This is a genomic window from Psychrobacter sp. T6-4 (assembly GCF_052258425.1).
In the GTDB taxonomy this organism is placed as follows: domain Bacteria; phylum Pseudomonadota; class Gammaproteobacteria; order Pseudomonadales; family Moraxellaceae; genus Psychrobacter.
Genome location: NZ_JBQQEZ010000005.1, coordinates 1 through 23424, shown reverse-complemented (window position 1 = coordinate 23424; position 23424 = coordinate 1). Strand labels below are relative to the sequence as shown.

Below are 23424 nucleotides of genomic sequence, written 5' to 3'. Positions count from 1 at the left end.
CGTCTATAGCTTTTTAAACTGTATATAGTCTATCTCAACCGTAATTCTATGTATCCAAAACTTGCTTAACTATAGATTTATCAAACTATAGAAGTATCAAATTGGCAGCTGTGTAATAGCCTACATACTATTGAGCTTAAATCAAAAGTTAGGGCGAATAAGCACTTTAAAATAAGTACTTAAAATAGAATGAAAATTTAGGAAAACAGACACTATGATTTATTATTTAAAACATGATGTTATTTTATATATGTTTTATTAATGACTAGCTCTAATATATGCTTTATCCATAGCTGATAAGACAAACCAAACTAAGGAGCACCACTATGTCAGACGCCAAACAACCAAACCCGCCAAGCAACACCACGTACGACAAAGGCGACGGTTTAGGCCCAACTATTCACAATCAGAACATTGATGAATCACACGAGCCGCAGCGGCCAAGCATGGGTGGCTGCCCTGTTATGCATCAAGCACACACCACGCAAGCGTCTGCAGCAACCGATTGGTGGCCTAATGCGTTAAATCTCGATATTTTGCATCAGCAAGATCATAAGACTGATCCCATGGGTGCAGATTTTGATTATAGCGAGGCTTTTAAACAGCTTGATCTAGAAGCCGTTAAACAAGACCTAAAGGATCTTATGACGGACTCACAAGAATGGTGGCCGGCCGACTGGGGACATTATGGCGGCCTCATGATACGTATGGCGTGGCACTCGGCAGGAACTTATCGTCGCTCTGATGGTCGCGGCGGCTCCAACACGGGCAATCAGCGCTTTGCTCCACTCAATAGCTGGCCTGATAACGTCAACCTAGATAAGGCACGTCGTCTGCTTTGGCCGATCAAGAAAAAATATGGTAATAAGCTCTCTTGGGCGGATTTAATGATATTAGCAGGTAACATGGCTTATGAGTCTATGGGCTTTAAAACCTTGGGATTTGCGGGCGGACGCGCTGATATCTGGCATCCAGAAAAAGACATCTACTGGGGCTCTGAGCGTGAGTGGCTGGCGGCGACCAAAAATCGTTATGAAGAAGTTGAAGACCGTCACTCGCTTGAAAATCCACTAGGCGCGGTACAGATGGGTCTTATCTACGTCAATCCAGAAGGTGTCGATGGCAATCCTGACCCGCTAAAAACCGCGCAAGACATTCGTACCACTTTTGGTCGTATGTCGATGAACGATGAGGAAACAGTGGCGTTAACCGCAGGCGGTCATACTGTCGGTAAATGTCACGGCAATGGTGATGCAACCTTGTTAGAAGATGAGCCCGAAGGCGCTGGCATACAGGAGCAAGGTATGGGCTGGCGCAATCCAAAAGGTAGCGGTCATGGTATCGATACGGTCTCAAGTGGTATTGAGGGCGCGTGGACGACGCATCCGACGCGCTGGGATCATGAGTACTTTGAGCTGCTCTTTAACCATGAGTGGGCGCTGACCAAAAGCCCTGCTGGCGCGTGGCAGTGGGAGCCTATCGATATTAAAGAAGAAGACAAGCCCGTCGATGCACATGATCCCAATGTACGACGCAATCCGATGATGACGGACGCTGATATGGCGATGATTAAAGACCCTGAATATCGCAAAATCTCAGAGAATTTTCATAACAACCCTGAATACTTTGACGAAGTATTTGCCAAAGCTTGGTTTAAATTGACGCATCGTGATTTAGGTCCTAAATCTCGCTACTTAGGTGCTGATGTACCCGCAGAGGACTTTACGTGGCAAGACCCTATTCCTAAAGGTAATGCAGATTTAAGCGATAATGATATTACAGCGCTAAAGCATAAAATCTTAGAAAGTGGTATCGAGCATCGTGAGCTGATCATTACGGCATGGGATAGCGCACGCACCTTTAGAGGCTCAGACTATCGCGGCGGCGCAAATGGAGCGCGTATTCGCCTAGCTCCGCAAAAAGACTGGATGGGTAATGAGCCTGAGCAGTTAGCACGTGTCCTTGAGGCGTTAACGCAAATTCAGTCGGACTTCGATAAAGAGATTAGCATTGCAGATCTGATCGTGCTCGGCGGTAGTGCTGCGATTGAAAAAGCAGCGGCAGATGCAGGCGTTGAGATAGAAGTACCCTTTAATCCAGGTCGCGGCGACGCAACTGATGAGATGACTGAGGCCGAGAGCTTCTCTGATTTAGAGCCACTCCATGATGGCTATCGTAACTGGATCAAAGGTAGTCATCGAGTATCGCCTGAAGAGATGCTATTAGATCGCACCCAGCTTATGGGCTTGAGCGCACCTGAGATGGTCGTACTTATCGGCGGTATGCGTGTCCTCGACACCAACTACGAGCATAGCCAGCACGGCGTTTTTACCGAGCGCGCTGGAGTACTGAGCAATGATTTCTTCGTTAATTTAACAGACATGGACTATACTTGGCATCCTGTCAAAACCGACGATAATAACGCGCCAGCAGTATACGAAGTCCGCGAACGTGCAAGTGGTCAAGTTAAATGGCAGGCAAGCCGTGTCGATTTGGTATTTGGATCAAACTCCATACTTCGCGCTTATGCTGAGCTATACGCTCAAGACGATAATCTTGAGAAGTTCGTCCATGACTTTGTCAAAGCATGGAGCAAGGTTATGACTGCCGATCGTTTTGATTTAGCTCAGTAAGCTTAGTCTTAATTTAACATCCGTTTTAGTAAAAGCCATCTTATATAGGTGGCTTTTTTATGCTCTTTTTTTTATATTCCAAAATATCATAAATTCATGACCATTTATTATATACAAGAATAATAGCTTTGCTCTACACTAGCTTTTTGATACGTCTATAGCTGGTGGTGTGTACTTACCCCATCAGCTACTGTCATATGATACATGACTATTATTTGAGGATTAGGGTATGGCAATCGATATGGTGGTCAATCAGCGCCACTTACAAATTCAGCTCAAGCAATTAGAGACTGTATGGCATACCGTGATAAACGGCTACAATCTGAGCCAAGCGGCAACCGTACTACATACTAGCCAATCAAGTCTATCCAAACACATTGCCGCGCTTGAGAACCAGCTCAAAGCTGAAGTATTTGTGCGTCAAGGCAAACGCCTCACAGGGCTTACGCCGATGGGTACTGCTTTGCTGCCGCATATCGAAGCGATATTTGCTGAAATTCGCACTATTGAAAATCTCAGCCTCGATCATACCAATCCTAATATAGGGACACTGACCATCGCCACAACCCACACCCAAGCGCGTTATGTATTACCGCAGGTGGTCAAAGAGTTCAAAGAGCGCTTCCCTAAGGTAAATCTCATCCTTCAACAAGCGGACCCTGAGACTATCGCGCAAATGGTCATTCGCGGGCAGGCCGATATTGGTATCGCAACTGAGTCGCTACTGCATAATAACTATTTGCGCTGTCATCGCTATTACGACTGGACCCATCGTATTATCCTACCAAAAGACCATGAGCTGGCGGGTCTTGAGTCCATCGATCTGCCAACGCTGGCAAGCTACCCTATTGTGACTTATCATGGCGGCTTTACAGGACGCGGCGCTATCGATAAAACTTTTGAGGCGGCAGGACTTGAGCCTGATATCGTCCTTGCTGCGCTTGACGCAGATGTGATTAGCACTTATGTCGGATTGGGATTAGGTATTGGAATTATCGCTGAAATGGCGTTTGAGCCCAGCCATTATCAAAACCTAGTCGCCATTCCAGTCGATCATTTTGGGCGCTTTACCAGCTGGATGGCAGTACGTGACGATGCTGAAATTCGCCAATATGGCCGCGCTTTTATAGAGCTTTGTCAGCAGCAGTTCGATCACAAAGGGGTCGTTTAAATATCACTTTTTTGCTAAAGTTTCATAGATAAAAATATAGACCCGCGATAGACTCAGCTTAATCTGAATACTTCTATCGCGGGCTTGTTATTGATTAGCAATTATAGACAATAGCCGCATTATTAAGATTTGTTATCACAGCTCACTCTCACCTTTATATTTGACTCTCACGCCCCATTATAGTAGCTATCAAGCGTTTGAGGCTTTTTTATGCAGATTTAAAAAGACAATAAAAATAACACTGCTTAAAAGCTAAAAACGGTTTTTACACTCATAATGATAAGGTGATTTATGACCAATACTATTCCTATATCCTTCTTAGATCTAGCACCTGTACCGACTGGCGCTTCTACCGCTGACGGCATCGCCCAAACAGTAGAGATTGCGCAAACTGCTGAAGACATCGGTTTTAATCGCTACTGGATGGCGGAACACCACAATATGCCAGGTATTGCCAGTGCAGCGACCTCAGTACTCTTGTCCCACATCGGCAGCCAAACCAAGCGTATTCGTATTGGTGCTGGCGGCATTATGCTACCCAATCATGCGCCTTTAGTCGTCGCTGAGCAGTTCGGCACGCTACAAGCCTTGTACGGTGATCGTATTGATTTGGGACTTGGTCGTGCGCCCGGTACCGATGGCGCCACCTTTAAAGCATTAGGGCGTACAATGAATGATGCCGAGCGCTTCCCGCAAGAGGTACAAGAGCTGCTCTATCTACTAGGTAATGATAGTGATAATAGCCCCGTACAAGCCTTTCCTGGGGCGCGCTCCAATGTACCGATCTGGATACTAGGCTCATCCTTGTTTGGCGCAACGCTAGCCGCGCATCTGGGACTGCCTTATGTATTTGCATCACATTTTGCCCCGCAAGCGCTCACGCAAGCAATAGCGACTTACCGCGCGCAGTTTAAACCATCGAAATACTTGGATAAGCCCTATGTGATGCTGGCGGCTAATTTGCTGCTCGCTGATGATGAGGCTACCGCGCACTATCACTTTACCTCAGCGCAGCAGAGCTTTGTACGTTTGCGCCGCGGTGAGCGCGGACAGATGCCAAAACCCACTCATAGTATGGATGCCATCTGGAGCCCTGCTGAAAAGGTCATGGTCGATAGCGCTCTGTCAGTATCGTTCATCGGTAGCGTGGAGACGGTGCAGCCTAAACTCGCAGCATTCATCGCTCAGCATCAGCCAGATGAGCTGATCGTTACCGCCAATATCTATGATCAAGCGGCGCGTCTGCGCTCACTTGAACTTACACCTGAGCTAAACTTGTTTACTTTACAATCTATCGCTAGCCCTGCATAATTATTTTATAATTATTATAGGAAGAATAGAATGGAAGTCACTACCGTCATGGGTGCGTCTTTAATGATTGGCTCGTCAATATTTTTGTATATTGTTGCTTTGATCATCGTTTTAGCTTTTTTTGGTTATCTCACTTATCGTGTCAGTCCTAAAGGCAAAGCCCGCCGTGAAGAGAGACGTAATAGACGCAAGTAGCTGTCCTCTTAAATTAAAAAAACCTTCTATTTGAATAAGTAGAAGGTTTTTTTTGGCTTCCCTTTAACTTAAAAACGCTACATCAGTCCAAGCAGCCGCAGTACTGCCGCTCCAATAGCCATACCAAACATACCGACTACTGTCGTAAATGCCAAGATGTTTGCCGCCAAAATATCGTTGCCACCCATTGCTTTTGCCATCACATAACTAGCAGCAGCGGTAGGAGATGCTACCATAAGAAATAGCACACCCATATGTACACCTGATAGTCCAAAAGCTAAACCAACTAAAATAGCGATAATCGGTGCAATAATAATACGTCCGATACTTGCCTGCATAGACAAGCCTGAGGGATGCAGCATGGATTTTAGGTCGATGCTCGCGCCTGCGCATATAAGCGCTAAAGGCAGTGCGACTGCTGCAAGCAAATCTCCTGTCGTATGGATAACGCCTGCGATTGGCGGTAGTGGCAGAGCTTTATAAACAAAGGCAGCAAGTAGCGCTAAGATGAGCGGGTTGGTAAAGAGTTTTTTGACAATCATAATGGTGCGTGTTGTCCAAGTATCATCGACGCTTTTGGACACGCGGCTCAAGGTAATGACAGCTAAGATGTTAAATAATATCGTGACGATACCCATATAAACGGCACCGATACTCAAACCGATATTGCCATAAGCGTTGGCGACGGTTGCAAGACCAATAATCGCCATGTTGCTACGAAAGACCCCTTGTACAAAAACCCCTTGATCGGTCGGCGCACGAATAAAGCGTTTGGCGTAAATCTCGCTTCCAATAAATAAGATAAAGGTGACGATGATGCCTGCAATAATAAGAACAATTTGTTTCGAGTAATCCACCTCACTATCGACTACGCTAAAAAACAGTAGCGCAGGCAGACAGTAGTTGAAGACAAAATAAGAGCCTTGATCGATAAAGGTCTGACTGATCTCGCCGCGTTTTTGCATAAAAAAACCCAACCCCATCAAAAACAGGTTGGGCAGTACGATAGTAATGGCAAAGACAATAGCGTCAATCATAGACAGGCTCAAGTCAGCGGGACTTAAAATAGCAAAGATGGCAGGTGCTCAAAGCTCAAGCACCTTGTAGGTGACTTTTATGAGCCCAGCGCTGCTTTGGCTTTTTTCTGCTTTTTGACAGTCATAGCAAGTAGCTGAATCGCCGCTGGCGTAACCCCGCTGACGCGCCCTGCTTGCGCTAGTGTCGCAGGACGTACTTTGCTAAGCTTTTGCACGATCTCATTAGAGAGACCTGAGACCATGCTGTAATCAAAGTCAATGGGCAGCGCGGTATTCTCTAGGCGCTTCATCTGATCAATGTCGTCTTGCTGGCGATCGATGTAGCCTGCGTACTTGACTGATATCTCAATCTGTTCACCAACCAAGGTATCGACGTGCGAATCTGTAATCGCTGCAATATCAGCAAAATTTATTTGTGGACGTTTTAGCAAATCAAAAGCCGTCGCTTCTTTGGATAACACCTCGCCTGTTTGCTCAGCGACCTTTTGTCCTAAAGCATTGGTAGGGGTTGCCCACATGTCTTTTAGGCGCGCAGACTCAGTAGCAATGGCTTCCATTTTTTTCTCGTAGGCTTGCCAGCGTTCGTCATCCACCAAACCAAGCTTACGACCCGTCTCAGTCAAGCGTTGATCCGCATTATCTTCACGTAGTAATAAGCGATACTCGGCACGGCTGGTAAACATGCGATACGGCTCGGTGGTGCCATGAGTGATTAAATCATCGACGAGTACGCCAAGATACGCTTCATCGCGGCGCGGGGTCCAAGTATCATACTCACTATTGTTAGTGGTCACTAACGCCGCATTCGTTCCTGCGAGCAAACCCTGCACGCCTGCTTCTTCATAGCCTGTTGTACCGTTGATTTGACCGGCAAAATACAAGCGATCAATAGATTTGGTCTCAAGCGTTGGCTTTAGATTTTGTGGATCAAAATAATCGTACTCAATCGCATAGCCTGGACGGGTAATGTGTGCGTTTTCTAAGCCTTTCATACTATGAATAAACTCAAGCTGCACATCAAAGGGTAAGCTGGTTGAGATGCCATTTGGATACAATTCGTGCGTAGTCAGACCTTCTGGTTCAATAAAGATTTGATGACTGTCTTTATCCGCAAAGCGGTGAATCTTATCTTCAATCGATGGGCAATAACGTGGTCCCACGCCTTCGATTTTGCCTGAGAACATTGGTGAGCGATCGAGATTCTCGCGGATGATGTCATGGGTACGCGCATTGGTATGAGTAATATAGCAGTTGACTTGCTCAGGGTGCATTTGGACATCGCCCATATAGCTCATCACCGGAAGCGGTGTATCACCCGGCTGTACCGTCATCACACTAAAGTCCACCGTGCGCGCATCGATACGTGCGGGCGTGCCTGTCTTTAGGCGACCTACTGGCAGTTTGAGCTCACGCAAACGGTCTGCCAATTTAATAGAAGGCTGATCCCCTGCGCGTCCGCCTTTTGAATTCTCAAGCCCAATATGAATAACACCGCCCAAGAAGGTGCCCGAGGTCAGAATAACCGTCTCAGTCTTGAAGATAATACCAGTGGAGGTGACAACCGCCGTCGCGCGACCGTTCTCTACCAAAATATCATCAGCACCTTGTTGGAATAGATCCAGATTAGGCTGGTTCTCAAGCGTATGACGAATGGCAGCTTTGTACAAGATACGATCCGCTTGTGCGCGCGTGGCACGTACGGCAGCACCTTTACGACTGTTTAACACCCGAAACTGTATGCCAGCTTTATCCGTTGCAAGCGCCATAGCACCGCCCAACGCATCAATCTCACGCACTAGATGTGATTTACCGATACCGCCAATAGCAGGATTACAGCTCATCTGCCCAAGCGTCTCGATATTATGCGTGAGCAGCAAGGTCTGCGCGCCCATGCGAGCCGCCGCTAGTGCCGCTTCGGTACCAGCATGACCGCCACCGATCACGACCACATCGTAAGTTTTTGGGTATTGCATGCGTGCCTCGCTTGACAGATAACGTCAATAAAAAAAATAGTCGCTAATTATAACAATATTCGACGGTTAATAGCAGACCGTATTGTACAGTCATAGATAGGCACTGCTAGTCATTATCAACGCGGCGCGCAGGACTCAAGGGTACGATACGATCCGTCTGACCGCTGGCAAGCATATGCTGGCTGCCATAGCCTTCTGGATTAATCTGTAAGTACGCATTCATCTTACCAATCGCCTCGCCATCGTCGCTCGCTAGTATTCTAGCTTGAATCACCTCAACGGGTGGCAGCGGTAGGTTTTTGAGTAGTGCAAGTAGCAGATCGTTATCACCTTTATTAACGACTAATTCGATGAGCTGACGCGCGTCAATCGGTAGATCTGGCGTGTTCTGCGCTAGCAGTGCTAAATGATAAGCACCAGTCGGATCTTGATCGGCAACAACGCGCTGTTCGATTGCGATATAGGTCGCTTCAGTTGCCCCGCCTGCGACGCTTAACTGATGGATACATTTGAGCGCTGAATTTGGTTCATTCCCAGCCATATCAATGATGCGCGTTGATTCAGTTTTGAGATGCTCGCGGCGCTTTTCAATGGCAGCTTGCTCAGTGTTTTTTTGATTATTTAATTCTTGAGTTGTCATAAGTGTCTCTTATTATTTATATAAAAGTATTGCGCGCTTTTTTATCTTTTACGCTTTTTATCATGTCAGCTATATGGGACTAACGTCTATAAAAACAAGGGGTTATATAGACAATAAAAATCCCAAGCCATCTAGCTATAAGATGACTTGGGACTAAGTATCAAACGATATACAGTACCGATCTAAAACGGTTATATATTAAGCCGCTGGACTGTTTGCCTCTACCAAAGGCTTAAGCTCACCTGATTGGTACATTTGCAAGATAATATCTGAGCCGCCCATCAATTCACCATCGATCCATAATTGCGGAAACGTTGGCCAGTTCGCAACTTTTGGCAACGTTGCACGAATCTCTGGATTCTCTAAAATATTGACAAAAGCAAAAGGACGGCCAATCTGCGTCAATACTTCGATCGAGCGCGCTGAAAATCCGCACTGCGGGAACTGCGGCGTACCTTTCATATAGATAATGACTTTATTATCACGGATTTGATCGCGGATCAATTGTTCGACATCGTTTGCTGCGTTTGGGGTTTGCTCGCTCATAAAAGCTCCTAATGGTAAAAGGTTAAAATTTGATTGGATATCTGTGCTACATGGGGTGATCAAAGGTTTATTGCAAGCAATACTCAGTAATTGAGAGCCTGATGATCTCATCTAAGGATGACGTACCCTATTGTATTAAGTACTTTCACTGGGCACCAATAATACCACGGCGCTTGCCATTATGCCCTCTTGGCGACCCGTAAATCCAAGCTTTTCGCTCGTAGTCGCTTTGACACTGATATTACTGATGTCAGTTTGTAAGTCGCTGGCGATATTAGCACGCATGGCTTCATTGTAAGGCGCGATTTTGGGTCGCTCGCACATAATGGTAATGTCCGCATTGCCAAGCATATACCCGGCCTCTATCACCTTAGTATAGACATAACGCAGTAGCACTCGCGAGTCCAGACCTGCGTGTGCGCTGTCAGTATCAGGAAAATGCTGACCGATATCACCGAGCGCTAACGCTCCAAGCAGGGCATCTGCAAGTGCGTGAAGCACCACGTCACCGTCCGAGTGCGCAAGCAAGCTATGCGTATGCTCGATAGGCACGCCCGCTAGTATCACGTATTGCTGCTGCTGACCATTATTATGAAACGCATGAACGTCTATACCTTGACCGATTTTTATCATAATTTTTCACATTAAAATTATTAAAAACTACTATCTAATTTTTAGCGCTACATTTAGCGCAATAGTCGCGCGCTGCTCGCCACCGATTTTGTTTACCTGATATAATACAGCTTTATTTTATCACAAGTTGTTGAGTGACTTTTATGTCCGTTAAACCAGATACCTTATCAAAAAACACCTTAGCAAAAGATACTTCAGTTGCATCCTCTTTTCACGCTCATCGTCCGCTTACCTTGGCCGATATAGATAACCCAAGCGATAAGCATGTCATCGTCGGTATGTCAGGCGGCGTTGACTCGTCTGTATCCGCCGTTTTGCTCAAGCAGGCAGGCTTTAAGGTTGAAGGTCTATTCATGAAAAACTGGGAAGAAGATGACGGCACCGAATACTGTACGGCTATGGATGATTTAGCGGACGCGCAAGCGGTGTGCGATAAGATAGGTATCAAACTTCATACCGCAAACTTTGCGATGGAGTACTGGGACAGAGTTTTTGAGCACTTTTTGGCAGAATATAAAGCAGGACGCACGCCCAATCCTGACATTTTGTGCAACAAAGAGATTAAGTTCAAAGCATTTTTGGACTATGCGCTTACATTAGGAGCAGACTTTATCGCTACTGGTCATTATACGCGCCGCAGCGTTAATGATACTAATGATAATGGCGTAGAAGTTGCGCAGCTACTACGTGGTCTCGATGACAATAAAGATCAAAGCTATTTTTTGCATGCAGTCGGCGGTGACAAACTTGCCAAAACCTTGTTCCCTATTGGTGAGCTTGAAAAACCTGTCGTACGCCAAATCGCTGAAGCGCATGACTTAGCGACTGCTAAGAAAAAAGACTCTACGGGGATTTGCTTTATCGGCGAGCGCCGATTTAAAGATTTCTTGCAACAGTATTTGCCTGCGCAAAAAGGCGATATCATTACAGACGATGGTCACATTATTGGTAGCCACGATGGGCTTATGTATTATACCTTAGGTCAGCGCGGCGGTATTGGCATTGGCGGTGTCAAAGATCGTCCAGAGGAACCATGGTTTGTACTAGCAAAAGACTTAGATAACAATCGCTTAATTGTCGGTCAAGGTCACGAACATCTCATGCTCATGAGCAATGAGCTACGCGCGTACAAGCTTGATTGGGTAGAGGGTGTCGCGCCAGCTGATATTTTTAGTGAGCAAGGTTTGCGCTGTATGGCAAAGTCGCGCTATCGTCAGCCAGACCAAGCCTGTACGGTTTTCGCTGTCGATGATAAAGGTTTAGAGGTCAAAGTCATATTTGATGCGCCGCAGCGTGCGTTAACCCCTGGTCAGTCTGCGGTTTTCTATATCGATGAGGTCTGCTTGGGCGGCGGCGTGATTGAATCAATAGACGCACCGCAGTCCCTCTGATTTTAGAGTCGATGGGTTCAAATAAACTACAGTCAGTCCAATATTAAAAACATACAGCGGAACTGAGATAAATCTTTTTCAGCTTCTGTCGGCGAACGCAGTTAGGCTCTTAGTTTATTGTCAGGTTTGACCTTGCTACTTAGAACATTCTTAGAACATTCAAGTGTTATTGGCTTACTGTCGCACTCGCTGTACTACTTGCAATATCCCTAGTTTCGCCTTGTCCATCATCATCAACGGTGTAGATTTGATAAGTTAGGCGAGCAATGGGTTCAAGCTCTGATGTGAACTGATAGAACTTGACATCGTAGCTACCAGGTAACCATCCTTCATAGGGTTTAAAACTCACCCAATTTTGATTGCTGCCCGCGATGATGTTTTTCTTCTCAAACAGCAAGACCTGTCCTGTCTCATTGTTCACCCACTTCACAAAAGCAAAAGGGCTGGCAGGTACTTTGCCCGCAGTATCCAAATGAGCGAATAGTTTGGCGTTTTTATTTATCGTCGAGGTATTTGTTGAGGTTGACGGCATATTGCTATCAAAGGATAGCTTAACTTCTCCAACTAAAGGACGTGTATCATCTTTGCTATATAACTCCTCTACCGCTCGTTCTGCAAAGCGTCTTTTGTCCGTAATAACCTCGCTATCGCCCTTTGCCATAAACTTATCGACATACTGCCCTAACACGTAATCGGGCATATTATCGACTAAGTCTAACGCTTGCTCTTTTGAGTAGTCGTTGATAGAAGCTGAGTTTGAGCCTGTCAAATTTGAGAGGACTTGCTGCGACGTAGCGTCACGCCTGTTCAATGAATCCTGTGACACTAGACCAGTTCCCGAGTTAGAAGCGTCTTGATTATCGTTTATATTAGAAGATGAAGGCGACTGCTGTTTGGCTTGCAGGACATAATCCATTTGTTGTTTGGTCATAAACAGGTAAGTGCTTAAAACCCCAAAAACAAAGGCCACAACAACGGATAATAAAAGTAAAGGTTTGTCTTTCATAGACATATTCTAAAAACAGTGTGTTTGGCTAATATTTTTTAGCTTAATGTAGACAAACTTCATCCTCAAATCATTGGTTTTTTTAACCGTATTGCGTATAAAAGCCACCTTTATCTAATATAAAGACGGCTTTATCTATCTATAGTAAAATGACTTAATTAGAGAGTCTAGAAGATGGGAACGGATTGTTTACTGGTTTACAAACATACTTATATTTACCATTAGGATTGTTTTTTATATCACGATCAATCTCATTAATATCGCCATCATCAGTAGTTCCGATAATAAAATTATTAAAAGCTCGAGGTGAAGTGCCTACAACCTGACAGCTCAAAGAGAATCTCTTGCCATTGTTGATGTTGGATTTTTTGACTAAGCATCCTCGGCTAATTTCATCAACGGTAATAGTATTACCATTAATTTGACAATTCGATAATCCTTGAAATTGAATAGGTTCCTCAGAGCTACCATAACTCCCACTACTATCAGAATCACCACCACAAGCAGCTAATGTCAAAACGCTTCCCATCAATAAAACATTTACTAGTTTGTTCATTCTAACCTCTGATAAGGTACTGAAGCGATTGAATTGAAAGCCTATTTTAAGGATAAGCTAATTTTTTCAGAATATATCACTACTATAAAATTCAGTAAACATATTTTCGCTTTTGTTACTGATAATTTTTGTCCAAACTTTAACGCCAATCAGGTTATAATTGCGCATTCATTTTTTATTGCTAATCATCTATTGGCTACCTGTTTATTCATCAATTATTTTTAAAGGCAATCCTATGACCCCACTTACCGCACTCTCTCCAATCGATGGTCGTTACGCATCAAAAGCTGACAGCTTGCGCCCGTACCTTTCTGAGTTTGGTCTGATTAAAGCTCGCGTCACTGTTGAGATTCGCTGGTTACAGTCGTTGGCTGATAATAGTGCGATTGCTGAATTAGCAGCGTTCGATACCGATACCAATGCCTTTTTAAACAGCATTGTTGATGATTTTAGTGAAGCGGATGCTGGGGCGATTAAAGACATCGAAGCGACCACCAACCATGATGTAAAAGCAGTTGAGTACTTCATCAAAGATAAGTTTCGTGGCAATCAGCAGTTAGAAGATAGCCTAGAGTTCATTCATTTTGCTTGTACCAGTGAAGATATCAATAACTTGTCTTATGCATTGATGCTCAAAGACAGCCGCGAGCTCGTAGTGGCTAAAATGCAGCAAGTCACCGATAGTATCGTTGATTTGGCGATTACTCATGCTGATCAACCCATGTTGTCACGTACCCATGGGCAAACGGCGAGTCCAACGACGCTGGGTAAAGAGATGGCTAATGTCGCTTACCGTCTTGCTCGCCAGATTAAGCAAGTCGGTCAAGTTGAGCTCTTAGGCAAAATCAATGGTGCCGTCGGTAACTACAACGCTCATTATGCCGCCTACCCTGATGTGGACTGGCAAACTCATGCAGAGCATTTCATTGAAGCGCGTCTTGAATTAACCTTCAATCCTTATACCACTCAAATCGAACCACACGACTACATTGCCGAGCTATTCGATGCGGTTAAGCGCTTTAATACGATACTGATCGATTTCAATCGTGATATTTGGCAGTATATTAGCTTAGGCTATTTTAAGCAGCGTCTAAAAGACGGTGAAGTGGGCTCCTCTACGATGCCGCATAAAGTCAACCCGATTGATTTTGAAAACTCAGAAGGTAACTTGGGCGTTGCCAATGCGATGCTGGCACATTTGGGTGAAAAGCTACCAATTTCACGTATGCAGCGCGATTTATCAGACTCAACGGTCCTGCGTAATATTGGCGTAGGACTAGCCCAGAGCATGATTGCGTTTGATGCTTGTCTAAAGGGCGTCGGTAAATTAGAGCTAAACGCTCAGCGCCTAAATGAGGATTTGGAGCAAGCACAAGAAGTCTTAGCCGAGCCGATTCAGACAGTCATGCGCCGCTACCGCGTTGAGAACCCCTATGAGAAACTCAAAGCGCTCACTCGTGGCAATGCCATGACTCGCGAAGCGATGCTCACATTCGTTGAAAGTGATGAGCTTAGTGACGTTTCAGATAGCGACAAGCAGCGCCTGCGCGAGCTGACGCCTGCCACTTATACGGGTAATGCCGCGGAGCAAGCTCGCATGATTAAAGAGTGGATCGCTAAGCTGTAATCATTAGCTACTGATGATTAAAGAAGCGTAAATATGCAGCGCAATGTTAACTCTGTCATTGTCAGTACTGCGGCGGTAGTTATCGTCATAGTGCTGGCAAGTATTGAGCCGCTCGACTGGTCAAGCTACCTACTTCATCAATTAGGCACGCTACTATTTTTAGCAGTTATGATAATTGCTTATCGTTATTGGCAAATCAGCAAAAATGCTTACGTGCAATCGATGATATTTTTAGTCGTTCATATTATAGGCGCGCGCTATCTGTATTCTTATGTGCCCTACGATGAGTGGACAGAGCAGCTATTTGGTATTGGCTTAAATGAGTGGTTTGGCTGGCAGCGAAATATGTATGACAGGCTGGTACATTTTAGCTATGGGCTTTTGCTATTTGCTGCGATGATTGAAAGCGCAAAGTCACTCTTTAAAATTGAATCCGTCACACTTTTAATCGCTATTGCCATTATGATCAATATGTCAACAAGCCTGCTTTATGAGTTGTTTGAGTGGAGCTTGACGATGATGATGTCACCTGAGGCAAGCGAGGCTTACAACGGTCAGCAAGGTGATATTTGGGATGCCCATAAGGATATGGCTTTAGCGCTACTTGGTGGCATCGTTAGCGCAGTTGTTATTTTTTATCAAAATTATAGCCGTCAAAAAATAGAGGTTAGTCAGTAACCGTCCCTTTAAAAAGAGATCAGATGAGCTGACTACTCAATCAGTCGTCTTTTTTATCATCACTATCGCCCGGTATGATCGCTTTGCCCACAGCAACTGTACCTTTGACCACGCCTTTAGTAGTTTTATAGGCAACTTTAGCGGGTACAGTGACGATTTTATGCACGCAAGCTTGTAATAAAAACGCACTCATAATGATAAACATAAATGATAGCTTTTTCATAAGGATTCCAAAAGTAGTAAACTAAATAATCGTTAATCATAAACTATCGTGCTTATTTTCTAAAGCCATTCTATACATAAATACCCTACTCACCCTTATCTAATGACTCGGATCACCTATGACCTCAATTCCACTTTGTCTACCCGACTCTATCACTCCTGAGCAGTTTTTAAGTGAATACTGGCAAAAAAAAACACTGCTTATTAAGCAAGGTTTACCCCAATTAATCGACATGTTTGAGCCAGAGGATATGCTTGGGCTTGCCGTTGAAGAAGACGCTTCAGCGCGCCTGCTGACTCAAGCTGCGAGCAAACACGAGGGCACGCCGCAGTGGCAACTCAAAAAGAGCCCATTGTCAGAAGCAGATTTTGATAATTTGCCAGCACAGTGGACTGTACTGGTGCAAAATATGGAACAGTGGTCACCTGAGCTTGGGCAACTCTGGCAAGCGTTTGATTTTATTCCGCAGTGGCAGCGCGATGATATCATGGTATCTTTCGCCCCAAAAGGCGGCTCCGTGGGCAAACACTATGATGATTACGATGTGTTTTTGGCGCAAGGATATGGATCACGGCGTTGGCAGCTCGGCAAATTCTGTGATAAAGGTACCGAGTTTGTCGCAGATGAGCCGATTCGACTGTTTGATGATATGGGCGAGATTATCTTTGATGAGATACTAGAAGCGGGTGATGTACTTTATGTGCCGCCGAAACTCTCTCATTTTGGAGTAGCACAAGATGACTGCTTAACCTTTTCGTTTGGCTGTCGTCGTCCAAACTTAATGCAAATTATCGACAGCTTAGCTGATATCGCCACCAGTGATAGCGATTTATTTATCCCAATGTTATTGCCACAAACGCTGCAAGCCTCAGGTGAGTTGCAAGCCGATAGTATTGATGCAATTAAAGAGCAGCTATTACAAATGCTGCAATCTAAGCGCGGCGACGATATTATTCGTCAAGCCGTGTTAGAAGTCGTGAGCAAACGTCAATATGATGCGCTGGTACCCGAGGAGACTTTAGATACAGATGAGCTTATGCAAGCCTTAATGGACGGCGCAACGCTGCAAGCTGACTATAGCAATCGCTTGCTCTACAGCCAAACCAATGATGGTGTGACGCTATATGCCAATGGTCAACGGCTTGATGATCTTGAGAATAGCGCAGCAGCTTTGCTAGCTCGTTTGGCCAATGGTGAGCATCTCACCTATCAAGATTTCAAAGATATCGACCTTGATGAAGTCAACGAATGGCTTGAGAATGGTTGGGTATGGGTTAATTATAATGAGTAGTCTCTAGCTCGATCACAATCTAGGTTCACACCACACAAACACAAAAAACCCGATAGCGTATCACTCAACTATCGGGTTTTTATATTTAATATAGGCGACTAAGTACTAACTAAGTACCCAGCTCAAGCAAGCTGGCATTACCACCAATAGCCGTGGTATTAATAGTAATGACGCGCTCTGTCATGAAGCGATGAAGATAATCGGGCGTAAGCATCTCAGATAGTCCGTCCATATCGCTGACAGGAATAACTTGCGTCAAGATACCGTCCGTATCTGCAAGCGTCTGACTGATCTCTTGTATCTCGCTAGTATTTCCAGCGACGGCGACTTGTGCTAGGCGGTCAATATACAGTAAAGTCACCGTTTGTGCGTCATTAGCGACGCTTAGTACATCATCGCTGATACCGGTGTCATAGAGTATTTTTGCCGCCTCATCACACATCTCATATTGGCTGGGGCAATGCAATATTACCTCGTTGCCAGTGAGCAGTGCTGCGATAAGCTGACCGAGCACGGCCATCGTAGTAGCAGACTCCCCTCCAATGACCATTGTCTTGCCGCGCGCAGTCATATACAGATCATTAGACTCTCCTGTCGCGCCAGTCATACGCTCGACTTCGTCAAGCTTAGGGGCGGCGTTTAGTAAATGATGAAACAAGCGCTTGGCTTTGGTCGCATTGCCGGTTAATAGCGCAAGCTTAGGGATAGCCGCTTCTAGATAAGAGGCGCGGTTGACAGCGCCGAGTAATCGCCAAGACTCGCAAACCTGCGCATGATTTTTTTTGAATTCAGTTGTCATAGTGCAACTCCTTATACAAGCTGGGTTTGGGTTTGAGGATTAAAGGCGGCTTGATCTGCGCTTTTTGAGGCAGTCGTTACGGTTTCGATAGCCAGCTTCATAAGACGCGCCACATAATGTGGACCGCCCGCTTTAGGACCAGTACCCGATAACCCGCAACCACCAAAGGGTTGGACGTTAACGACCGCACCGATTTGGTTACGATTAATATAAGTATTACCTACCACAGTGCGGCGCTCGATATGTTCAGCGATATTCTCAATGCGGCTATGAATACCCAAGGTAAGACCAAAGCCTGTAGCGTTAATCGCATCGATAAGTTTGTCCAAATCGCGCGCTTTGTAACGTAGCACGTGCAATATCGGACCAAAATGCTCACCGCCAATCACATCGATACTCTGAACCTCAATCGCCGTTGGCAATACAAAGGTAGCATCATCTTCATCGATGACAGAACTTGCACTCATTGGCGTCTGCGCCAGTATCGTCGCCGTCGGCTCTGCACGCATACGCTCAATATGCGCCTCAAGACCTTGTTTGGCGGTACTATCGATTACAGGGCCTACGTCAGTTGCCGCGTAGGTTGGATTGCCTACGATGAGCTCTGCCATATTACCTTGAAGCAGTTCAATTAAATTATCAGCGATATCGTCTTGAATACATAAAATGCGACAAGCCGAGCAGCGTTGACCTGCCGAGCCAAAGGCGGATAGTACCGCATCCTTGACCACTTGCTCAGGTAGCGCAGTTGAATCAACGATCATAGCGTTTTGACCGCCTGTCTCAGCGATCAAAATCGGTAGCTCACCGCTCGCTTGCGCATGAGTGTTTAAGCTTTGGTTGATACGCTGAGCAGTTTGCGTTGAGCCCGTGAACACGACGCCATCCAAACTATCAGCACCAGTTAGCGCCGCCCCTACTTCGCCGCCACCGATAACCAGTTGCAAGGCTTCATTTGGTACGCCTGCTTGGTACATAAGCTGAGCGCCAAAATGTGCGATTAAGCTGGTTTGTTCGGCGGGCTTGGCGACCACAGTATTACCTGCCGCTAGCGCTGCGACGATTTGTCCTGTGTAAATAGCAAGTGGGAAGTTCCATGGACTGATACAGACAATAGTGCCGCGCGCCTTGTAGACTTGTCTGGACGACTTGCCATTTAGATCGGTAAACTCATATGCAGCGCTATCTAAACGCTCAGCTTCATCGGCATAAAAGCGGCAAAAGTCAACCGCCTCTTTGATCTCATCAATACTGTCTTGCGTGGTCTTGCCCGCCTCCACTTGGCACAGCGCCATTAGCTCAGCGTAACTTGCCTCATAAAGATCAGCAATCTGGCGCAAGATATCAGCACGCCTGCTTGCTGGTACAGCTTGCCACTCTTTTTGTCCTGCAACAGCGGCGTCAATAGCTTGCCTTGCAATCTCAGCGTTAGCGAAATGCACTTTGCCTGCTACAACCTCATGATTCCAAGGGGCGCGGACACTATGAATTTCAAGCGCCTGCGTAACTCCATTGTCATCGTATTCACTGATCGCCTTACCATTAATAATAGAAGTCGCTGACCATGTTTTTTCTAGTTGTGCATTGATAGCTGTTTTTAGTGGCGTCCACTGCGACTCTACAAAGATGTTAGAGCCAAAACTAGCTTGGCGCGCGCCATAGATATCAAGCGGCAATGGAATATCAGGGTTATGCAAATGCTTATTGGCAAGCAGTTTGTCATATGGATGTACGGTAAGCTTATCAATCGGATAAGACTTATCTAAGAGCTGATGCACAAACGAGCTGTTGGCACCGTTTTCAAGCAGACGACGCACCAGATACGGCAGCAAATCGTGATGCGCACCAACAGGGGCATAGATACGTACAGGGATTTGATAAGTCTGCAAGATATGATCATAAAGCGCATCGCCCATGCCGTGTAGGCGCTGGAACTCAAAGTCGCGATGACTACTCATGGTCATCACAGATGCCAGCGTATGTGCGTTATGCGTGGCAAACTGTGGCCAGATAAGTCCGCGCAGATGCTCTGATAATAAGAAACGCGCACAAGCCAAATACGCCGTATCTGTACCTTCTTTACGAGTCCAGACAGGATAACCCGATAGCCCTTTTTGCTGGGCGAGCTTAATCTCAGTATCCCAATATGCGCCTTTGACCAAGCGCAGTGGAATACGATCCCCAACTTCCGTCGCCAGTCGCGCGATCCATGCAAATACCGCGATAGCGCGTTTTGAATACCCTTGTACCACCAGACCTAAACCATCCCAGCCTTTGGTTAAAGGATCACGGTACAGCGACTCAAACAGTTTGAGGGAGATCTCTAATCTATCAGCTTCTTCAGCATCAATACTGATATCAACGTTGACCTCGCGCGCCGCTTCTATGAGGAGCATACAGCGCAGGCGTAGTAGCCCCATCACTTGCGCCTCTTGCGTCGCCTCATAACGGGGATGCAGAGCCGATAACTTGATAGAGACAGACGGCTTTGGCATGCCCTCGGCTACTTTGACATTGGCGGTTGATTTGACCGCATGCAAATAATCATTGAAGTATTTTTCCGCGTCTTTGTGAGTAACTGCCGCTTCACCGAGCATATCGAACGAATAGGTATAGCCTTTATTGCGATAAGGTTGACTGTTTTTGTTGGCCTCTTCAATGGTTTCGCCCAGCACAAACTGATGCCCCATGATACGCATGGCTTTTTGCATAGCGCCGCGGATCATCGGCTCGCCCATCTTTTTGGTCATGCGATCCAAAAACCCTGAGGCCGTCGTACGACTATCGATACTGACCACGCGGCCTGTCATCATCATGCCCCACGTTGAGGCATTGACCATAAAGCCATTGTCATCTTTGAGATGCTTCTTCCAGTCGGCAACACTCATTTTGTCACGGATAAGTGCATCAGCGGTGTAATTATCTGGCACCCGAATCAAGGCTTCAGCTAAGCTCATGAGCAAGATACCCTCTTGGGTATCGAGGCTATACTCAAGCAGCAACGAGTCCACCATCTTGATCGCTTTGCCATCATTACGCACGTACTCAACCAGCTTGCGCGTCTGCTCGGTGGCATCCTCGCGCTCTTGATCAGTCGGCTTAGCAAGGGGTAATAATTGCGTCAAAAACTGATCTTCATCAACGCTATATAACGGCGAGATACGCGCATACAGTTCATCGCTCGAATGCTCTAGGTACTCAGGTGCCAGCAGATCGGTTGGCTTAAACAAGATGGGCTCTTGTGGGGTAAATTTATCTATCGGATGCATACCAACTCCATAACTATCGTTTAAAAACCATAATAAATGGGGCGTCAAAGCTTTTATAATACAATACGCGAGCCATGCATCCTCTCTTTTGCATCACTATCGTTTGTAAAAATATAAAAAGCAAAACCGCGCCATCACAAAACAGGCAGGTCTGAGCGAGTCAGACACGGTTAAGTAGGTCGCTTGCGTACTAAACGGACTACATTAACAATATAAAGGCAATAAAAAATTAAGCGGCATTAGTGCCTTCTTCTTGTTTGTAGTGAAAGGAGTGATTGGCATTTTAAATTCACTTAAAATACGAATCTTGCATGACTAATTCACTGTAAGAAAAACCTCTACGGCGTTGATTGAGGTGATGCGCTTAACCTCTTCATACTAGCATGAAAAAACGCTGTGACCAATGCTATTGAGTATTTATTTGCGTAGATATGTGATGTAAAAACAAGCAGATAGTAGCGCCTGTAAACGAGATACAGTAGTCCAACTATTTTAATGTAAAGACTAAGAAATAAGCGCTCTATTTATAATAAAAACACCCTTTTTATCATTTCAGATAAAAAGGGTTTTGGTTTGAGAAGTTAAGGATTATAAAAATACGATTTTAGCTAATAAGACAATTGTTAATATCCAGACTGGAATGGTAATCTCTGAGAATCGACCCGTCATAAACTTAGCTGCCGTAAAGGTGATAAACCCGAGCGCAATACCGTCAGCGATAGAATAAGTTAGCGGCGTTAGCAGGAGCACGACAGCGACGGGAGCCGCTTCGGTTAAGTCTTCCCAGTTGATGTCCTTTAGAGTAAAGAGCATCAACACTGACACATAGAATATCGCACCAGCAGTAGCATAAACAGGAATCATACCTGCTAGTGGCGCAAAGAAGATACTAAGCAAGAATAGTACGCCAACGGTTACTGCCATCAAGCCTGTACGACCACCAGAGGCAACTCCCGACGCGCTTTCGATATAGCTAGTCGTCGATGACGTACCGAGCATAGAGCCTGCTACGGTAGCAGTCGAATCTGCAAGAAGCGCCTTACCCATGTTCGGGATATTACCGTTTTTATCAATAAGGCCCGCTTTACTTGTGATACCGACTAAGCTGCCAGCAGTATCAAATAAATCGACGAATAAAAAGGCAAAGATAACGCTGATCATCGTGATATCAAACGCGCCTGCAATATCTAATTGCATAAAGGTCGGTGCGATAGACGGCGGCGCTGAGATGATACCTGTGAACTGCGTTTGACCTGCCAATAAGCTGATTACCGTTATGATTAAGATACCTATGGTTACCGCGCCCGGTATTTTTTTGTACACAAGGCCAATAATAAGAAAGAAGCCTAGCGCGGCCATCATCGGTGAAAATGATTTCATATCGCCAAGGGTGACCAAAGTCGCATCTTGTCCGACGATGATGCCTGAGCTTTGCAGAGCGATAAACGCTAAGAACGCCCCGATACCCGCCACAATACCTTGCTTGAGTGCATTAGGAATGGCATTGATAATCCATTCACGTATCTTAAATAAGCTAAGCAGGATAAACAAACACCCAGATAAGAATACAGCACCAAGGGCAGTCTCCCAAGCATAACCCATGCCTAGCACCACGCCATAAGTAAAAAAGGCGTTGAGTCCCATACCTGGCGCTAGTGCGACTGGCAGGCGGGCATAAAGACCCATGATAAAACAGCCTATGGCAGCGGCTAGACAAGTGGCGACGAATACCGCGCCTTTATCCATACCTGCTTCTGCTAAGACATTGGGGTTGACGAAGATGATATAAGCCATCGTCAAAAAGGTGGTAATACCCGCGAGGATTTCTGTTTTGATGGTGGTATTGTCACCATTAATCCCAAAGTAGCGTTCTATTGCATTCATAAGTCGTGCGCCCAGCTTGCTTGTGGAAAAGACAGTATTCGCCGTACTGAGAGTAATATGACCTGATTCATTTGCCGCTAACATATTAGCGTCTATATGCTAGTATCAACAGGTAATCATAATCTCTTTGTCACTAGAGAATGCCTGTCTTAAAGGTTGTGTTAACAAAGCGCAACATTTTAGATAAATTATGACACTATTTCAATCGTTACTCGTGCCTTGCGGGTATAAAAGCTGAGATCAGATAATGAGCTTTTTAAAAGATTTGTCTGTCCCGTCCTAGAATGAGTTGACACTTTTTAGGCGATAATATGTCAAACGTAGAGAGTAAGAGAGCGAAACGCAGTCAAAAAGATTACACCTTAGGCTTTAAATTAAGCATTGTACATAGTGTTGAAAAAGGCGACATGACCTATAAACAAGCCCAGAGTATTTATGGCATACAAGGACGCAGTACCGTTTTGGTATGGCTACGAAAGCATGGTAAATTGGACTGGACAGGTTCTAATCAGCGGAGGCGATGTCCTATGTCAGCCCATAACCCTAGTGTAGAAACCCCTG

Annotated in this window: 19 protein-coding genes and 1 pseudogene; 9 read left to right on the top strand and 11 right to left on the bottom strand. The window is 45.5% G+C overall.

Annotated features, from left to right (window positions below; all coding sequences use genetic code 11):
• Positions 1 to 446 precede the first annotated feature (446 nt).
• The 4 genes from katG to ACTXGE_RS04770 all read left to right on the top strand — a co-directional run bounded on the left by katG (position 447) and on the right by ACTXGE_RS04770 (position 5310).
• On the top strand, positions 447 to 2633 hold the full coding sequence (gene katG / locus ACTXGE_RS04785; RefSeq protein ID WP_443542344.1) for a catalase/peroxidase HPI: 2187 nt from the start codon (positions 447 to 449) through the stop codon (positions 2631 to 2633).
• Between the two features lie 229 nt (positions 2634 to 2862).
• A complete protein-coding gene (locus ACTXGE_RS04780) occupies positions 2863 to 3804 on the top strand; it encodes a LysR substrate-binding domain-containing protein (RefSeq protein ID WP_317198917.1) in 942 nt (313 codons plus the stop codon).
• Between the two features lie 291 nt (positions 3805 to 4095).
• Positions 4096 to 5115 carry an LLM class flavin-dependent oxidoreductase gene (locus tag ACTXGE_RS04775; RefSeq protein WP_317198918.1) on the top strand — a complete coding sequence of 340 codons (1020 nt, stop codon included), beginning with the start codon at positions 4096 to 4098 and terminating at the stop codon, positions 5113 to 5115.
• Between the two features lie 30 nt (positions 5116 to 5145).
• Positions 5146 to 5310 carry a hypothetical protein gene (locus tag ACTXGE_RS04770; protein ID WP_317198919.1) on the top strand — a complete coding sequence of 55 codons (165 nt, stop codon included), beginning with the start codon at positions 5146 to 5148 and terminating at the stop codon, positions 5308 to 5310.
• Between the two features lie 77 nt (positions 5311 to 5387).
• Here ACTXGE_RS04770 and ACTXGE_RS04765 read toward each other — a convergent pair whose 3' ends face one another.
• The 5 genes from ACTXGE_RS04765 to ispF all read right to left on the bottom strand — a co-directional run bounded on the left by ACTXGE_RS04765 (position 5388) and on the right by ispF (position 10139).
• The gene (locus ACTXGE_RS04765; protein ID WP_443542183.1) at positions 5388 to 6347 is read right to left on the bottom strand and encodes an AEC family transporter; all 960 of its coding nucleotides are present in this window, start codon (positions 6345 to 6347) and stop codon (positions 5388 to 5390) included.
• Between the two features lie 77 nt (positions 6348 to 6424).
• Positions 6425 to 8320 carry a tRNA uridine-5-carboxymethylaminomethyl(34) synthesis enzyme MnmG gene (mnmG, locus tag ACTXGE_RS04760; protein WP_443542182.1) on the bottom strand — a complete coding sequence of 632 codons (1896 nt, stop codon included), beginning with the start codon at positions 8318 to 8320 and terminating at the stop codon, positions 6425 to 6427.
• Between the two features lie 106 nt (positions 8321 to 8426).
• Complete coding sequence (locus ACTXGE_RS04755; RefSeq protein WP_443542181.1) at positions 8427 to 8960, bottom strand: hypothetical protein; 534 nt, start codon at positions 8958 to 8960, stop codon at positions 8427 to 8429.
• A 198-nt stretch (positions 8961 to 9158) separates the two neighbouring features.
• Positions 9159 to 9506 carry a Grx4 family monothiol glutaredoxin gene (gene grxD / locus ACTXGE_RS04750; protein ID WP_317198923.1) on the bottom strand — a complete coding sequence of 116 codons (348 nt, stop codon included), beginning with the start codon at positions 9504 to 9506 and terminating at the stop codon, positions 9159 to 9161.
• 135 nt (positions 9507 to 9641) lie between these two features.
• On the bottom strand, positions 9642 to 10139 hold the full coding sequence (gene ispF, locus ACTXGE_RS04745; protein ID WP_317198924.1) for a 2-C-methyl-D-erythritol 2,4-cyclodiphosphate synthase: 498 nt from the start codon (positions 10137 to 10139) through the stop codon (positions 9642 to 9644).
• Between the two features lie 143 nt (positions 10140 to 10282).
• Between ispF and mnmA the strand changes: the two genes are divergently transcribed.
• Positions 10283 to 11530: a tRNA 2-thiouridine(34) synthase MnmA gene (mnmA, locus tag ACTXGE_RS04740; protein ID WP_443542178.1), complete on the top strand. Its 1248-nt coding sequence runs from the start codon at positions 10283 to 10285 to the stop codon at positions 11528 to 11530.
• Positions 11531 to 11696: 166 nt separating this feature from the next.
• Here mnmA and ACTXGE_RS04735 read toward each other — a convergent pair whose 3' ends face one another.
• Positions 11697 to 12461 (bottom strand): hypothetical protein, encoded by a 765-nt coding sequence (locus tag ACTXGE_RS04735; RefSeq protein WP_443560279.1) that lies wholly within the window; start codon positions 12459 to 12461, stop codon positions 11697 to 11699.
• A 229-nt stretch (positions 12462 to 12690) separates the two neighbouring features.
• Positions 12691 to 13092 carry a hypothetical protein gene (locus ACTXGE_RS04730; RefSeq protein ID WP_443542174.1) on the bottom strand — a complete coding sequence of 134 codons (402 nt, stop codon included), beginning with the start codon at positions 13090 to 13092 and terminating at the stop codon, positions 12691 to 12693.
• A 235-nt stretch (positions 13093 to 13327) separates the two neighbouring features.
• Between ACTXGE_RS04730 and purB the strand changes: the two genes are divergently transcribed.
• Both purB and ACTXGE_RS04720 read left to right on the top strand, forming a co-directional pair.
• The gene (gene purB, locus ACTXGE_RS04725) at positions 13328 to 14719 is read left to right on the top strand and encodes an adenylosuccinate lyase (protein WP_443542172.1); all 1392 of its coding nucleotides are present in this window, start codon (positions 13328 to 13330) and stop codon (positions 14717 to 14719) included.
• A 33-nt stretch (positions 14720 to 14752) separates the two neighbouring features.
• The gene (locus ACTXGE_RS04720; protein WP_443542171.1) at positions 14753 to 15397 is read left to right on the top strand and encodes a DUF2238 domain-containing protein; all 645 of its coding nucleotides are present in this window, start codon (positions 14753 to 14755) and stop codon (positions 15395 to 15397) included.
• A gap of 40 nt (positions 15398 to 15437) precedes the next feature.
• Here ACTXGE_RS04720 and ACTXGE_RS04715 read toward each other — a convergent pair whose 3' ends face one another.
• Positions 15438 to 15620 carry an NF038104 family lipoprotein gene (locus ACTXGE_RS04715; RefSeq protein ID WP_443542169.1) on the bottom strand — a complete coding sequence of 61 codons (183 nt, stop codon included), beginning with the start codon at positions 15618 to 15620 and terminating at the stop codon, positions 15438 to 15440.
• A 118-nt stretch (positions 15621 to 15738) separates the two neighbouring features.
• Between ACTXGE_RS04715 and ACTXGE_RS04710 the strand changes: the two genes are divergently transcribed.
• Complete coding sequence (locus ACTXGE_RS04710) at positions 15739 to 16911, top strand: JmjC domain-containing protein (RefSeq protein ID WP_443542167.1); 1173 nt, start codon at positions 15739 to 15741, stop codon at positions 16909 to 16911.
• Positions 16912 to 17020: 109 nt separating this feature from the next.
• Here ACTXGE_RS04710 and ACTXGE_RS04705 read toward each other — a convergent pair whose 3' ends face one another.
• The 3 genes from ACTXGE_RS04705 to ACTXGE_RS04695 form a co-directional block, all read right to left on the bottom strand.
• The gene (locus tag ACTXGE_RS04705; RefSeq protein WP_435949018.1) at positions 17021 to 17710 is read right to left on the bottom strand and encodes a 1-pyrroline-5-carboxylate dehydrogenase; all 690 of its coding nucleotides are present in this window, start codon (positions 17708 to 17710) and stop codon (positions 17021 to 17023) included.
• An 11-nt stretch (positions 17711 to 17721) separates the two neighbouring features.
• Positions 17722 to 20979 (bottom strand): bifunctional proline dehydrogenase/L-glutamate gamma-semialdehyde dehydrogenase PutA, encoded by a 3258-nt coding sequence (putA, locus tag ACTXGE_RS04700; protein WP_443542164.1) that lies wholly within the window; start codon positions 20977 to 20979, stop codon positions 17722 to 17724.
• A gap of 588 nt (positions 20980 to 21567) precedes the next feature.
• Complete coding sequence (locus ACTXGE_RS04695) at positions 21568 to 22863, bottom strand: NCS2 family permease (protein ID WP_317198936.1); 1296 nt, start codon at positions 22861 to 22863, stop codon at positions 21568 to 21570.
• 311 nt (positions 22864 to 23174) lie between these two features.
• Between ACTXGE_RS04695 and ACTXGE_RS04690 the strand changes: the two are divergent.
• Positions 23175 to 23424 (top strand): annotated as a pseudogene (locus ACTXGE_RS04690) (IS3 family transposase); the annotation flags it as partial.